The organism is Pseudomonas sp. GW822-FHT02G04, from assembly GCF_058802085.1.
The window spans coordinates 1-14593 of record NZ_JBXANU010000002.1 but is presented as its reverse complement, the minus strand read 5'-3'; the positions used below and the strand labels follow the sequence as shown (position 1 = coordinate 14593).

Genomic DNA, 14593 nt, shown 5'->3' with positions numbered 1-14593 from the left:
TGTCTGAAACATTGGCTTATGGGGTAGGACTCACCTCCTCATCCCGACGATGCGCGAGCTGATACAGCGCGGGCAGTATCAGCAGCGTGAGGATGGTCGAAGACAGAATCCCGCCAATCACTACCGTCGCCAACGGACGTTGCACCTCGGCACCCGTGCCGGTCGCCAAAGCCATGGGAATGAAGCCCAGGGACGCCACAAGCGCCGTCATCAACACCGGGCGCAGTCGCGTGAGCGCGCCCTCATTGATTGCATCAGCGAGCGAACGCCCCTCCTCCCGCAAATTGCGGATGAACGCGATCATCACCAGGCCGTTGAGCACCGCCACCCCCGACAGCGCAATAAACCCCACGCCCGCCGAGATCGACAGCGGAATGTCCCGCAGCCACAAGGCCATGGCGCCGCCCGTCAACGCAAACGGAATCCCGGTGAACACCAGCAAGCCGTCTTTGAGGTTGTTGAACATCATGAACAGCAGCCCGAACACCAACAGCAAGGCCACCGGCACCACGATCTGCAAGCGTTTGGCTGCCGACTGCAACTGCTCGAACTGCCCGCCCCAACGGGTCCAGTAACCCGCTGGAACCTGCACATCGCGCTCGATCACCTCACCGGCCTCCTTAACGAAGGAGCCAATATCCCGCCCACGCACGTTGGCGCTGACGATCACCAACCGCTTGCCGTTTTCGCGGCTGACCTGATTCGGCCCGAGCACCAGATCAAGGCTGGCGACGTCCTTGAGGGCGATGAAGCCAATCTGATCGGCCGCGCCATTCAGGGGCGCTGGCACCGGAATCAACAGTGCCGACAAACCTTCGATGTCCTTGCGCATGGCATCGGACAAACGCACCACCATGTCGAAACGACGATCGCCTTCATACAGTGTCCCGGCCTGGCGCCCGCCAACCGCCACCGCAATGGTGTCTTGCACATCGCCGACGTTGAGCCCGTATCGCGCCGCCTTGTCGCGGTCGATGTTGATGGTCAGCACCGGCAGGCCGGTGGTTTGCTCGACCTTGACCTCGGATGCGCCGTTGACCTTCTGCATGGCGGTGGCGATCTTCGCCGCCGTGGCGTTGAGCACGTCCATGTCATCCCCGAACACCTTGACCGCCACATCGCTGCGCACACCGGAGATCAGTTCGTTGAAGCGCAACTGGATCGGCTGCGACAGTTCATAGTTGCTGCCCGGCAGCGTCGCGGCGGCTTGTTGCAGTTCGGCCATCAGGGTCTCGCGGGACTTGCCCGGATCCGGCCACTGCTCCTTCGGCTTGAGCATCACGTAGCTGTCGGAGATGTTCGGCGGCATCGGGTCGGAGGCGATTTCGGCGGTGCCGGTACGGGCGAACACGCGCTCGACTTCCGGCACCTTGTTGAGGATCAAGGTCTCCAGACGCTGCTGCATATCCACCGATTGCGTGAGGCTGGTACCCGGCACGCGCAAGGCTTGCAGGGCAAAATCGCCCTCACTGAGGCTCGGCACAAACTCGCTGCCCATGCGGCTGGTGAGCACGCCGCTGAGCACAATCACAGCCAACGCCGCACCCACCGCCATTGCGCGATGGGACATCACCCACGCCAGAGCCGGCGCATAAACGCGACGCGCGCCGCGCATGACCACGCCGTCCTCTTCTTTGACTTTACCGGTGACAAACAGCGCTATGGCCGCCGGCACAAAGGTCACCGACAACAGCATGGCGCCGAGCAGCGCGATGACCACCGTGAAGGCCATCGGGTGGAACATTTTCCCTTCGACACCGCTCAGGGCGAAGATCGGCAGGTACACGACCATGATGATCAACTGGCCGAAAATCAGCGGCCGCCGCGCTTCTTTGGCCGCTGCGAATACTTCATGGAAACGCTCGGAACGGCTCAGCAAACGCCCGTGATGTTGCTGCGCATGGGCCAGCCGTCGCAGGGTGTTTTCGACGATCACCACCGCGCCGTCGACGATGATGCCGAAGTCGAGGGCGCCGAGGCTCATCAGGTTGGCGCTGACTTTGTTGGTGAACATGCCGGTGAAGGTGAACAGCATCGACAGCGGAATGACCATGGCGGTGATCAACGCCGCGCGGATGTTGCCCAGGAACAGGAACAAAATCGCGATGACCAGAATCGCCCCTTCCACGAGGTTTTTCTTCACCGTGGCGATGGCCTTGTCCACCAGGTGCGTGCGGTCATACACCGGCACCGCGATCACACCTTTGGGCAGGGAGCGGTTGATTTGTTCAAGCCTGGTAGCCACTGCCTGGGAGACGGTCCGGCTGTTTTCGCCGATCAGCATGAACACCGTGCCCAGCACCACTTCGCGACCGTTTTCGGTGGCGGCACCGGTACGCAGTTCGCGGCCGATCTCTACGGTTGCGACGTTCTTGATCCGGATCGGCGTACCGTCGACATTGGCCATCACGATATTGGCGATGTCGTCTGTACTCGCCACTTGCCCGGGCGCACGAATCAGCAGTTGCTCGCCGCTGCGCTCGATGTAACCGGCGCCAACGTTGGCGTTGTTGCGCTCCAGCGCCGTGACCAGATCGGTGAGGGTCAGTTTGTACGCCGCCAGCCGTTTCGGGTCGGGGGCGATCTGGTATTCCTTGGCGAATCCGCCGATGGTGTTGATCTCGGCCACACCGGGCACGTTGCGCAATTGCGGCTTGATGATCCAGTCCTGAATCACCCGCAGGTCGGTCGGCGAGTAGGCGGTTCCGTCGTCCTTGAGCGCACCTTCCTGCGCCTCCACCGTCCACAGGAAAATCTCGCCAAGCCCGGTGGAAATCGGCCCCATCAGCGCTTGCGCACCCTCGGGCAATTGCTCCCTGGCGATCTGCAAACGCTCATTGACCAATTGCCGGGCGAAGAACAGATCGGTGCCGTCCTTGAAGATCACCGTGACCTGCGACAGCCCCGAACGCGACAGCGAGCGGGTCTGCTCCAGCGCCGGCAAACCGGCCATGGCGGTTTCAATCGGGAAAGTGATGCGCTGCTCGGTTTCCAGCGGCGAGAACCCGGCCGCGCCGGTGTTGATTTGCACCTGGACGTTGGTGATGTCGGGCACGGCGTCGATCGGCAGCTTTTGATAACTGGCGATGCCGAGGCCGGCCATGAGGAGAACAGCGAGCAGCACGATGATGCGCTGCTCGATGGCAAACTGGATCAGGCGTTCGAACATGAGAACCTTCCGGTCGAGGTTGACGGATCAGTGGGAGCCTTCAATGAGAATGCTCAGCCGAGGCTTTGCCCAACTCCGATTTGAGGACGAAGCTGCCGGCACTGGCGACTTGCACGCCCGGTTCCAGCCCTTGGGTGACTTCCACCAGACCGGCCGAGCGACTGCCCAACTCCACCGCTTGCGCCTTGAAACCGTCATCGGTGCGCACGAACACCGTGGGCTTGTCCTCGACGGTCTGGATCGCGGTCTCGGGTACGGCGACCCTGGCTTGGCGACTGTCGGTCGCCACCAGCGCGGTGACGAACAGGCCGGGGCGCCACGAGCCTTGCGGATTTTCCAGGGTCACGCGGACCGTTGCAGTGCGGGTCTGTTCACCGAGCAAACTGCCGATGTAGGCTACGGTGCCGGCGACTTCGGCATTGAGTTCCGGAGCGCTGACGGTGACCGGTTTGCCCACTCGCACCTTGTTCAGATCCTTGGGCGAAACGCCGAACGTCACCCACACCCGCGACAGGTCGGAGAGCGTAAACGCCGCCGTGGTTTCATCGACCACCTCCCCCGGCGTCAGGTGTTTTTCCACCACCACACCGTCGAACGGCGCGCGCAGTTCATAGCGATTGCCGCCGGTGGCGACCACGCTGCCACTGAGCACGCTGATTTTTTGCCGCGCATTGGTCAGGGCAATTTCGGCTTCTTCCAAGGCTTGGCGTGCCTGAAGGAAATCCTGCTCGGCGGAGATCTTGTCCTGCCACAGTTTTTTCTCGCGTTCGTAGGTGGTGCGCGCCAAGCTCAGGCGACGCTGTGCGGCAACCTGTTCGCTGCGCTGATCAGAGATCTGCTGACTGGCGATCACCGCCAGCAACTGGCCCTTCTTCACCGACTGCCCAAGATTGACCGACACCGACTCGACCACGCCGGGCACCCGAGGCACCACGTGCGCGGTACGGTCTTCGTCAAAGCGCACTTCGCCAGGGAACGGCAAGCCGAGGCTAATGTTCTGTGCCCGCGCTTCGGCCAGTTGAATGCCTGCCGCAGTGATCTGTTCGGCGCTCAACTCCAGGTGCCCTTCTTCCGTATGTTCACCGTCGGCTGCTGCGCCTTCCTCAGTGTGACCGGCGTGTTCCGCCGCTTCATCGGCGTGAGCGTCGATGGACGCATTGCCCGGCCACATCGAGCCAATACCAATGCCCAGCGCCAACGTCGCCGCAGCCACCACGATCAGTTTTTTTTCCATGGAAACTCCTCTGCGCCATGCCATCGCGCAGTGATCTGAAAGATGAAATTCAAGGGTTGACGGTGAGGTCGCCGAAAATGCGTTCGATGCGTACTCGCGCATCCGTCGCCTCGCTGACGGCCTGGATGTATTGGCTGCGCGCGCTGATCAGGGTGCGCTGGGCGTCGAGCACGTCGAGGAAGCCGAACTTGCCCATTTCGAAGCCGCGCGTGGCGCTGTCGACTGCACTTTGCGCAGCGGGCAGGATGGTCTGATTGAACGCTTCGACTTCGCCGTTGGCGGTCTGCCATTGCTCAAGGGTGGTCTGGATTTCCGTGCGCAAACGCAGCTCGGTGGCGCTGCGCAGATCCCGCGCCTGATCGCTGCGCCGGGCTGCCGCCAGCACGTTGCCCTGGTTGCGGTTGAACAGCGGAATCGGCATCGACAGCCCGACCACGTTGACCCGCTCGCGCTCGGTTTCGCTGTATTGACTGCCGATGCTCACAGTCAGGTCGGGAATGCGCTGCGACTTTTCCAGACCCAATGAGGCTTCGCGCTGATCGATCTGCAATTTGGCCAGACGCAGTTCGGCGGTCTCGTTCAGGCGCTCCAGCAATCGGCTCGCCGGCGGCACGGTGGGCATGCTTTGCGTGGCCGCTTGCACGGTGGTCGAGGTTGGCAACGGTGCGCCCATGACCTGCGCCAATTGTTGGTAGGCGTTGGCCTGATCGCGTTCGGCGCGGCTCAGCTCCAGGCGCACTTCGGAAAGTTGCACTTGCGCCCGGGTGCCTTCGACCGGCGATGATTTACCAGCCTCGATGCGTCCTTGGGCGACGCGCAAACCGTGTTCGGCGAGTTGCAGCGACTGACGCGACAACTGCAAGCGTTGTTGCGCGGTCCGGGCGCTGTTGAACGCCTGAATCACATCGGCGCGCAAGGCATTGCGCTTGCGCTCCCATTCGATCCCGGCGGCGTCCTGCGCGCGGCTGGCGACGTCGATCCGTGCGCCACGTTTGCCGCCCAGTTCGATCGGTTGGCTGAGCATCACCGTGGTGGTTCGCGAATCGCGCCGGGTGTCTTCAGCCTCCCATGACACTTCGGGGTTGGGGATCAGACCGGCCTGTTTGCGCTCACCCTCGGCGATGCCGATTTCCCACTGCGCAGCCGCCAGATCCGGGTTACCGGCGAATGCTGTTTGCAGGGCTTGATCGAGGGTCAGGGTCGATGCATGCACAAGACCCGTGCCGGCCAGCAATACAACGCTGGCCGTCACTCTCCTCGCTGTTTTTTTCAGGCGTGATCGCGCCGTCCGTTCTTTTAAACCGGGCAATGGAAGACTTCCTTTATTCAAGAATCTTTGATGCCGCCACGGTAGGGTTTTGAACTTATCGGCAAGGTGACTGGAACATTACAAATCCGTTATCCGCGGCATGTAGAAGTTGTTTTGATTTAGGATGCGAAGTGCGAAAGGCGACATAGCAATACATGGAAACAAATACGCGGTAGTTATCTGCCAAACAGCACTTGCCTGAATGCGGCGTATGGGCATTCGGGCTTGCCTGCTGCGACAGGCTGTCGCAGATCGCTATTAAAGGGCTCAAGACCCACCATTTCAGTTGACCCTGTAGCCACTACAGCCTTTACCTTGCACGCCATCACACAGGGAAACCGCTGTAGGAAACCAGCAACTCACAACCTCTAGTCGTTATTCAAATCCGTCCGGAAGCCCCTACAAAAACAACAACTTTCCCGGCCACCTTAATTAAATATCCATTAAATAAAAGTGGTGATAGATCATGCGAATCCTTGTCGTCGAGGACGAGCTTAAAGCTGCCGAATACTTGCATCAGGGACTGACGGAAAGTGGTTATATCGTTGACCATGCGGCCACCGGCGCCGATGGACTGCATCTGGCGCAACAGCAGGCGTATGACCTGGTGATTCTGGATGTGAACCTGCCGGAACTCGATGGCTGGGGCGTGCTGGAACAATTGCGTCGCACCCATTCCACCCGAGTGATGATGCTCACCGCGCGCGGGCGTCTGGCCGACAAGATTCGTGGTCTGGATCTGGGCGCCGACGATTATCTGGTCAAGCCTTTCGAGTTTCCGGAATTGCTGGCGCGAGTGCGCACGCTGATGCGCCGCAGCGAAAACATCCCGGTGCCGCAGGTGCTCAAAGTCGCCGACCTGGAACTTGATCCGGGCCGTCACCGCGCCTTCCGCGGCGAGCAGCGCATCGACCTGACCACCAAGGAATTCGCCCTGCTGCACCTGCTGATGCGCCAGTCCGGGGAAGTGCTCACCCGCACCCAGATCATTTCGCTGGTGTGGGACATGAATTTCGACTGCGACACCAACGTGGTCGAAGTGTCGATCCGCCGCCTGCGGGCGAAGATCGACGACCCGTTCGACAGCAAGTTGATCCATACCCTGCGCGGTGTCGGCTATGTGCTGGAGGCGCGGGAATGAAGCCGGCCAGCCTGTCGATGCGCCTCGGCCTGACGGTGAGTATTCTCGGGGCGCTGCTGGTAGTGTTTCTGGCGATCCTGGCTTATTTCGCCCTGACCCATGAACTGAACGCGTTATCCAGGGACAGCCTGGCCCAGAAGATGGAACAGGTGGAACACAGCCTGTCGCTGTACGCCGATCCCGCAGAAATTCGTTCGGCGCCGCACATTCTGCTCGATCAGGTCATGGGCCATGACAACCTCACCCTGACGATTTATGACCGCAGAAACTTGCGCACGCCACTGTTGAAATCCGGCTCCGGCATGGCCGACCCTCGCCTTGAACGCAAGGCAGTACTGGCCGCCGACGAACCACTGGCGTTCTCCGACGGTACCGACGATCAAGGCAAGCGCTACCTGACCGCCTCGCGGTTGGTCCGCATCAAGGACGGCACCCGCGTCCCGGTGCTGCTGTCGATGGACGATGCCCACAATCAGGCGTTGCTCAGCGCCTATCTGCGCTCGACGCTGATTGCTTTGCCATTGCTGCTGATCTTCATCGGCCTCAGTGCCTGGGCCGCCGTACAGCGGGGGCTGATGCCGTTGCGCGAATTTCGCAAAGTGGCGGCGATGGTCTCGACGCAAGACCTCGGCCATCGGCTGTCGGTGCTCGACATGCCCCAGGAACTCAGTGAACTGGCCCAAGGGATCAACTTCATGCTGGATCGCCTCGACAATGGTGTGCAGCAGTTGTCGCAGTTCTCCGATGACCTGGCCCATGAACTGCGCACGCCGATCAACAATTTGATGGGCAAGGCACAGGTGACGCTGTCCCGGGAACGCACGGCCGAGGCGTACAAAAACGTTTTGGTGTCCTGCACCGAAGAGCTGGAGCGTGTCGCGCGGATTGTCTCGGACATGCTGTTTCTGGCGCAGGCCAGTAACCCGGCAGCGCTCACGTCCTTCGAGCCGGTCGCCCTGGAAGAAGAAGCCGAGAAAGTGGCCGACCTGTTTTCCTTGTCGGCGCAAGACAAGCGCATCAGCCTGCGCGTGACCGGCGCCAGCGCACGGGTACTGGGCGACCGCCTGATGATTCAACGGGCGATCTCGAACCTGCTGTCCAACGCCCTGCGCCACTGCCCGGCCGGGCAAACGGTTTCGCTGCACATTGAGCAAGAGCCGACTCAGATTTCGCTGCGGGTCAGCAACCCCGGCGCGGGCATCGAAGCGCAGCATCTGCCGCACCTGTTCGACCGCTTTTACCGGGTCGACAGCAGTCGCTCCCGCTCGCAAGGCAGCACCGGACTGGGCCTGGCCATCGTGCGTTCGATCATGAGTTTGCATCAGGGAGTGGCCGAGGTTGAAAGCCTGCCCGGTACGATGACCGTGTTCAGACTGGTTTTCCCCAAAAACGAAAATGCAATGTAGGTCACCGCAATACCTGGCGGAGGAACAGGCACAAAGTAAAACGGCACCTTTCGGTGCCGTTCCTCTTTCTCAGTAGAGAAGCTTACTTACGCGCATCTGCCCACGATTTCAGCAGTTCGTTGTAGCTCACGGTTTCACCCTTGGGCTTCTCGTTGGCCAGTTTCGGCTTCGGTGCGCCCGGTTGGTCGAACCAGTATTGCGCGTCGCGTTCCGGGTTCATTTTCGGCGCGCAAGTGGCCTGGGCCTTGGAGCGTTCCAGACGGGTCATGATCGCGTCCTGATCCTTGGCCAGACCATCGAGCGCCTGTTGCGGGGTTTTCTCGCCGCTGGCAGCTTCGGCGATGTGGCTCCACCACAACTGCGCCAGACGCGGATAGTCCGGCACGTTGGTGCCGGTCGGCGTCCATTGCACCCGCGCCGGGCTGCGATAGAACTCGACCAGGCCACCGAGCTTCGGCGCCAGGTCGGTCATGGCTTGAGAGTTGATGTCCGACTCGCGGATCGGCGTCAGGCCGACGATGGTTTTCTTCAGCGACACGGTTTTCGAGGTCACGAACTGCGCGTACAGCCAGGCCGCGAGCTTCTGTTTCTCAGGCGTGGACTTCATGAATGTCCAGGAACCCACGTCCTGATACCCAAGCTTCATCCCCTCTTCCCAGTACGGCCCTCTCGGCGACGGCGCCATGCGCCACTTCGGCGTACCGTCGGCGTTCACCACCGGCAGGCCCGGTTTGGTCATGTCGGCGGTGAACGCGGTGTACCAGAAAATCTGCTGGGCGATGTTGCCCTGGGACGGCACCGGGCCGGATTCGGAGAAGGTCATGCCCGCCGCTTCCGGTGGCGCGTACTTCTTCAGCCAGTCGACGTATTTGGTGGTGGCAAAAACCGCTGCCGGGCCGTTGGTATCGCCTCCGCGGGTCACGCTGGAGCCGACCGGATGGCAGTCTTCGACACGAATGCCCCACTCATCCACCGGCAAACCGTTGGGCAAGCCCTTGTCACCGCCGCCGGCCATGGAGAACCAGGCATCGGTAAAACGCCAGCCCAGAGACGGGTCTTTCTTGCCGTAGTCCATGTGCCCGTAGACCCGCTTGCCGTCGATTTCCTTGACGTCTTCGCTGAAGAATTTGGCGATGTCTTCATAGGCAGACCAGTTCACCGGCACGCCCAGTTCATAGCCATACTTTTCCTTGAACTTGGCTTTCAGCTCCGGGCGCTCGAACCAGTCGGCGCGGAACCAGTAGAGGTTGGCGAACTGTTGATCGGGCAATTGATAGAGCTTGCCATCGGGCGCGGTGGTGAAGGAGGTGCCGATGAAGTCCTTGATGTCGAGGGTTGGCGAGGTGAAGTTTTTACCTTCGTTGGCCATCAGGTCGGTGATCGCCTCGGTCTTGCCATAGCGAAAGTGCGTACCGATCAGGTCCGAGTCGTTGACCCAGCCGTCATAGATGCTCTTGTCCGACTGCATCACGGTCTGCAGCTTTTCCACCACATCGCCTTCTTGCAGCAGGTCGTGGGTGACCTTGATCCCGGTGATCTCGGTGAAGGCCTTGGCCAGCACCTTGGACTCGTATTCATGGGTGGTCAGAGTTTCCGAGACAACCTTGATGTCCATCCCGCGAAACGGCTCGGCCGCCTTGATGAACCACTTCAATTCCGCGAGTTGCTGATCGGCCGTCAGGGTGGACGGTTTGAATTCGCCGCCGATCCACTTTTTCGCAGCGTCTTCGTAGGCATCAGCCCAGGCCGATGCGCTCAAACCGCTGAGTGCCAGCATGGCTGCCAGTGAAATGCTATGTCGCAGCTTATTGTTTTTATCGAACATAAGACCTCCTTTATGGGTTTCGGAGCAGGCAGTTCTCGTACAGAGCCTATCCCCAACGCATCACAGCCAACAGCCACACCAGGGACAACGCGAACGCCACCCAGATGCTCCAGTCGGTGACGCCGATTACCAGCAAATGCAGGTAGGCGCTGCCGAGAAGACCGATAAACAGCCGATCGCCACGGGTGGTGGTAATCGGCAGAAAACCTTTTCGAAGAATGCTTGGCGAACGCAACTCCCAGGTCGTCATGCCCACCAGGATCAAGGCAATGACGCCGAAGAACGCCGCCGTCGGGCTGGTCCAGCTCATCCATTCCATCATCAGTTCCTCATACCCGGCCCAGGGCAAAGCCCTTGGCCACATGGTTGCGAACAAACCAGATCACCAGCATGCCCGGCAGGATGGTCAACACCCCCGCCGCTGCCAGAACGCCCCAGTCGATGCCGGAGGCCGAGACCGTGCGGGTCATCACCGCGGCGATGGGTTTGGCGTTCACCGACGTCAGGGTTCGCGCCAGCAACAGTTCGACCCAGGAAAACATGAAGCAGAAAAACGCCGTGACACCGATCCCGGAGCCGATCAGCGGAACGAAAATCTTCACGAAGAACTTGGGAAAGCTGTAGCCATCGATGTAGGCGGTTTCGTCGATTTCCTTGGGAACGCCAGACATGAAGCCCTCAAGAATCCACACCGCCAGCGGCACGTTAAACAGACAGTGAGCCAACGCCACGGCGATGTGCGTATCGAACAAGCCGATCGAGGAATACAGCTGGAAAAACGGCAGCAGGAACACCGCCGGCGGTGCCATGCGGTTGGTCAGCAGCCAGAAGAACAGGTGCTTGTCGCCGAGGAAGCGATAACGCGAAAACGCATAGGCCGCCGGCAAGGCCACGGTCAGGGAAATAATCGTGTTCATGCTGACGTAGTACGCCGAGTTGAGGTAGCCGGTGTACCAGCTCGGGTCGGTGAAGATCACCTTGTAGTTGGCGAAGGTGAAATCCTGGGGAAACAGGGTCAGGCCGCCGAGGATTTCGGTGTTGCTCTTGAAGGACATGTTCAGCAGCCAGTAGATCGGCACCAGCAGGAACAGGATGTAGACCAGCAGCGGAATCAGCTTTCTCTTGCTCATGGCGGGCCTCACCGATTGGCGTCAGAGTGAGTCATGGCGGTGTAGAACAGCCACGACACCAACAGGATGATCAGGAAGTACACCAGCGAGAATGCCGCCGCCGGGCCGAGATCGAATTGCCCTACGGCCATTTGGGTCAAGGTCTGACTCAAGAAGGTCGTGGCATTGCCCGGACCACCACCGGTCAACACAAACGGCTCGGTGTAGATCATGAAACTGTCCATGAACCGCAGCATCACCGCGATCAGCAGTACGCTCTTGAGCTTGGGCAACTGGATGTGCCGGAACACCGCCCAGGCCGACGCCCGATCGATCCGCGCCGCCTGGTAATACACGTCCGGAATCGCTCGCAGCCCGGAGAAACACAGCAGCGCCACCAGCGACGTCCAGTGCCAGACGTCCATTACCAACACCGTGACCCAGGCGTCCATGGTGTTGGCCGCGTAGTTGTAGCTGATGCCCATGCCGTTGAGGCTGGAGCCGAGCAAGCCGATGTCGGCCCGACCGAAAATCTGCCAGATGGTGCCGACCACGTTCCATGGGATCAACAGCGGAATCGCCAGGATAATCAGCACCAGCGACGACCAGCGGCCCTTGATCGGCATGGTCAGGGCGATGGCGATGCCCAACGGGATTTCGATCAACAACACGCAGCCGGAATAGATGAACTGACGCAGCAGCGAGTCATGCAACCGTGGGTCGAGCAGCACCTGCTTGTACCAGTCGGCGCCGACGAAATAGCGGCTGGACTGGTCGAAGATATCCTGCACCGAGTAATTGACCACGGTCATCATCGGGATCACCGCACTGAACGCCACCAGCAGAAACACCGGCAGCACCAGCCACCAGGCCTTGTTGTTCTGCACCTTGTTCATGGCTGCACCTCGTTAATGGCTTTCGCTTCCAGCAAATAATCATCGGCATAAACCATCAGCCATTGCCCCGGGAAACTGATGTACGCCGTGCCGTCGGGCACCGGTTTGTCTTCGGCCAGGCGTACTTTCAGCAGCACGCCGTCGAGGTTCAGGGTCATGATTTTGTAGGTGCCCAGGTCCTCGACGTGTACGACCTTGGCCTGCAACGCGTCATCAAAGGCCTCCTCCCACACATGGACGAACTCTGGACGGATGCCGACCTTCAGGGTTTTCCATTCGCTGTCGGCGATGCGTTTCTGCATCGCGTCGGACAATGGCAAATGAGTCCCGGCAAAACCGACACCGCCGGCCTGAGGCTGGACGTCGATCAGGTTCATCCCCGGGCTGCCGATGAAATAGCCGACAAAGGTGTGGCTCGGCCGTTCGAACAATTCCCGTGGCGTACCGAACTGCACGATCTGCCCGCCGTACATCACCGCGATCTTGTCGGCGAAGGTCGAGGCTTCGAGCTGATCGTGGGTGACGTAGACCATGGTGATGTTGAACTGCTCGTGGATCTGCTTGAGCTTGCGCCGCAGCTTCCACTTCAGGTGCGGGTCGATCACCGTCAGCGGTTCATCGAAGAGGATCGCCGACACGTCATCACGCACCAATCCACGGCCCATGGAGACTTTCTGTTTTTCATCGGCGGTGAGGTTGCGCGCCTTCTTGTGCAGCAATGCCTGAAGGTCGAGGACTTCGGCGATTTCATGCACCTTGCTGTAAATCTTCGCTTCGACCATGCCCTGATTGCGCAGCGGGAAGGCCAGGTTGTCGAACACCGTCATGGTGTCGTAGACCACCGGAAACTGGAAAACCTGGGCGATGTTGCGCTTTTCCGGGGTCAGTTCGTTGACCACTTTACTGTCGAACAGCACTTGGCCCTGGGACGGGCTGAGCAACCCGGAAATGATGTTGAGCAAGGTCGACTTGCCGCACCCCGAAGGCCCGAGCAGCGCATAGGCGCCGCCCTGCTCCCAGACGTGGTCCATCTCGCGAATCGCGTAATCCTCGGGGCCGGTCGGTGTGTGGGTGTAGCTGTGGGCAAGGCTCTGCAAACGGATTTCGGCCATCAGGCAACCCTCGCAATACGGCGACCGGGCGCCTGGACCAGCCGCCCCTGCATATCGAACACAAACAGTTTATGAGTCGGGATATAGATGCGAATCGGCGCATCGACGTCGTATTCGTGCACCCCCGGCAAGTGCAGCACCAACAGGAAATACTCGTTGCGCACGTGCAGGAAAGTTTCCGAACCGCTGATCTCGGCCACCTCGACGGTCACCGCCAGTTCCAGATCGTCGTCGTTGCTCGGCACCAGCGAGATATGGCTGGGACGCACGCCGAAACGGAACTCGCCCTCGCCCACCGGACGCAGATCGACGTTCAACGGGAAGTGCACGAAATTGGCGAAACTGACTTCGTTGCCGGCAATGCGCCCCGGCATCAGGTTGATCGGTGGCTCGGAGAACAACTCCGCCGCCAGCACGGTTTGCGGCTGGTGATACACCTCGGAGGACTTGCCGCTCTGAATCACCCGACCCTCGTGAAGAATCGTCGTGGTGCCGCCTAGCGCCAGGGCTTCGTTGGGTTCGGTGGTGGCGTAAATCGCAATGGTATTGCGCGCCTTGAACAGCTCGCGCATTTCCTGGCGCAGCTCTTCGCGCAGCTTGTAGTCAAGGTTGACCAGCGGCTCGTCGAACAGAATCAGCTCGGCGTCCTTGACCAGCGCCCGGGCCATGGCCGTGCGCTGTTGCTGGCCGCCGGAGAGCTCCAGTGGATGGCGCTGGAGGAATTTCTCGATGCGCAGCATCTTCGCGGTTTCCAGCACTTTGCTCTGGATCAGTTCATTGGCAACGCCGCCCTGACGCAGCGGCGAGGCGATGTTCTCGAACACCGTCATGGTCGGGTAATTGATGAACTGCTGATAGACCATCGACACGTTGCGCAAACGCACCGGGCGTTGGGTGACGTCGACGCCGTTCATCAGGATGCGACCGCTGTCGGGCTTGTCCAGACCGGCCATCAGGCGCATGAGGCTGGTTTTGCCGGACAGCGTGCGACCAAGCAAAACGTTGAACGATCCGGGTTCGAAATTAAGGCACGCATCGTCGATCCAGGTCTGGCCTTCGATGGTGCGGCTGACGTGTTCCAGGATTAGTGACATGGCTCGGCCTTTTTTTATTTTTTGAGTCAAGCGACCGGAGCACTACAGCGACATTCGTGCCAGAAATTCCAAGCGCTTGATTTGGCTTGAAATCCCCTCACACAAAACAAGAATCGCATTCGTTGCTGAACAGAAATGAACAACCACGAATGAACAATTGAACAGTTCAACGATTGACAATGAACAAATGTGAACAACACTCTATAGGCGCTTTCAGCCACACATTGCCCCTGTAGGAGCCAGGCGGGGGGGGGGGGGGGGGGGGGGGGGGGGGGGGGGGGGGGGGGGGGGGGGGGGG

At 60.3% G+C, this 14593-nt stretch carries 11 protein-coding genes; 2 read left to right on the top strand and 9 right to left on the bottom strand.

Translation table 11 applies throughout. From position 1 onward, the window contains the following. Positions 1-16: 16 nt before the first annotated feature. From AC1RO5_RS02480 to AC1RO5_RS02470, 3 genes are read right to left on the bottom strand one after another with little or no spacing between them, the layout of a single operon-like run. Positions 17-3169 carry an efflux RND transporter permease subunit gene (locus tag AC1RO5_RS02480; RefSeq protein WP_493172455.1) on the bottom strand — a complete coding sequence of 1051 codons (3153 nt, stop codon included), beginning with the start codon at positions 3167-3169 and terminating at the stop codon, positions 17-19. 40 nt (positions 3170-3209) lie between these two features. Next, positions 3210-4403, bottom strand: coding sequence for an efflux RND transporter periplasmic adaptor subunit (locus AC1RO5_RS02475; protein WP_493172453.1), 1194 nt, complete (start codon positions 4401-4403; stop codon positions 3210-3212). A 49-nt stretch (positions 4404-4452) separates the two neighbouring features. Beyond that, a complete protein-coding gene (locus tag AC1RO5_RS02470) occupies positions 4453-5712 on the bottom strand; it encodes a TolC family protein (protein WP_493172451.1) in 1260 nt (419 codons plus the stop codon). A 466-nt stretch (positions 5713-6178) separates the two neighbouring features. On the opposite strand from AC1RO5_RS02470, the gene AC1RO5_RS02465 reads away from it, so the two are divergent. Both AC1RO5_RS02465 and AC1RO5_RS02460 read left to right on the top strand, forming a co-directional pair. Beyond that, positions 6179-6853, top strand: a complete 675-nt coding sequence (locus tag AC1RO5_RS02465; protein WP_007940896.1) for a heavy metal response regulator transcription factor — start codon at positions 6179-6181, stop codon at positions 6851-6853. Beyond that, positions 6850-8259: a heavy metal sensor histidine kinase gene (locus AC1RO5_RS02460; RefSeq protein WP_493172449.1), complete on the top strand. Its 1410-nt coding sequence runs from the start codon at positions 6850-6852 to the stop codon at positions 8257-8259. The genes AC1RO5_RS02465 and AC1RO5_RS02460 overlap by 4 nt, the downstream gene beginning before the upstream one ends. An 82-nt stretch (positions 8260-8341) precedes the next feature. Here AC1RO5_RS02460 and AC1RO5_RS02455 read toward each other — a convergent pair whose 3' ends face one another. Genes AC1RO5_RS02455 through AC1RO5_RS02430 form a run of 6 tightly spaced genes read right to left on the bottom strand, consistent with a single transcriptional unit; the run spans position 8342 to position 14295 of the window. Beyond that, positions 8342-10084, bottom strand: coding sequence for an ABC transporter substrate-binding protein (locus AC1RO5_RS02455; protein ID WP_007940906.1), 1743 nt, complete (start codon positions 10082-10084; stop codon positions 8342-8344). Positions 10085-10130: 46 nt separating this feature from the next. Continuing rightward, positions 10131-10403 carry a DUF2160 domain-containing protein gene (locus tag AC1RO5_RS02450; RefSeq protein ID WP_493172447.1) on the bottom strand — a complete coding sequence of 91 codons (273 nt, stop codon included), beginning with the start codon at positions 10401-10403 and terminating at the stop codon, positions 10131-10133. Between the two features lie 10 nt (positions 10404-10413). Next, on the bottom strand, positions 10414-11214 hold the full coding sequence (locus tag AC1RO5_RS02445) for a carbohydrate ABC transporter permease (protein WP_018925489.1): 801 nt from the start codon (positions 11212-11214) through the stop codon (positions 10414-10416). Between the two features lie 8 nt (positions 11215-11222). After that, positions 11223-12089 (bottom strand): carbohydrate ABC transporter permease, encoded by an 867-nt coding sequence (locus AC1RO5_RS02440; RefSeq protein WP_253421468.1) that lies wholly within the window; start codon positions 12087-12089, stop codon positions 11223-11225. After that, the gene (locus AC1RO5_RS02435; RefSeq protein WP_493172444.1) at positions 12086-13201 is read right to left on the bottom strand and encodes an ABC transporter ATP-binding protein; all 1116 of its coding nucleotides are present in this window, start codon (positions 13199-13201) and stop codon (positions 12086-12088) included. Before AC1RO5_RS02435 ends, AC1RO5_RS02440 begins: the two co-directional genes overlap by 4 nt. Next, positions 13201-14295 carry an ABC transporter ATP-binding protein gene (locus AC1RO5_RS02430; RefSeq protein WP_018925486.1) on the bottom strand — a complete coding sequence of 365 codons (1095 nt, stop codon included), beginning with the start codon at positions 14293-14295 and terminating at the stop codon, positions 13201-13203. The genes AC1RO5_RS02435 and AC1RO5_RS02430 overlap by 1 nt, the downstream gene beginning before the upstream one ends. Positions 14296-14593 lie beyond the last annotated feature (298 nt).

Excerpts from the sequence above, each read along its gene's own strand:
- AC1RO5_RS02445 (WP_018925489.1), bottom strand. The coding sequence starts at position 11,214 with ATGAGCAAGAGAAAGCTGATTCCGCTGCTGGTCTACATCCTGTTCCTG.
- AC1RO5_RS02435 (WP_493172444.1), bottom strand. The coding sequence starts at position 13,201 with ATGGCCGAAATCCGTTTGCAGAGCCTTGCCCACAGCTACACCCACACA.
- AC1RO5_RS02475 (WP_493172453.1), bottom strand. The coding sequence starts at position 4,403 with ATGGAAAAAAAACTGATCGTGGTGGCTGCGGCGACGTTGGCGCTGGGC.
- AC1RO5_RS02465 (WP_007940896.1), top strand. The coding sequence starts at position 6,179 with ATGCGAATCCTTGTCGTCGAGGACGAGCTTAAAGCTGCCGAATACTTG.
- AC1RO5_RS02440 (WP_253421468.1), bottom strand. The coding sequence starts at position 12,089 with ATGAACAAGGTGCAGAACAACAAGGCCTGGTGGCTGGTGCTGCCGGTG.
- AC1RO5_RS02480 (WP_493172455.1), bottom strand. The coding sequence starts at position 3,169 with ATGTTCGAACGCCTGATCCAGTTTGCCATCGAGCAGCGCATCATCGTG.
- AC1RO5_RS02450 (WP_493172447.1), bottom strand. The coding sequence starts at position 10,403 with ATGGAATGGATGAGCTGGACCAGCCCGACGGCGGCGTTCTTCGGCGTC.
- AC1RO5_RS02430 (WP_018925486.1), bottom strand. The coding sequence starts at position 14,295 with ATGTCACTAATCCTGGAACACGTCAGCCGCACCATCGAAGGCCAGACC.
- AC1RO5_RS02460 (WP_493172449.1), top strand. The coding sequence starts at position 6,850 with ATGAAGCCGGCCAGCCTGTCGATGCGCCTCGGCCTGACGGTGAGTATT.
- AC1RO5_RS02455 (WP_007940906.1), bottom strand. The coding sequence starts at position 10,084 with ATGTTCGATAAAAACAATAAGCTGCGACATAGCATTTCACTGGCAGCC.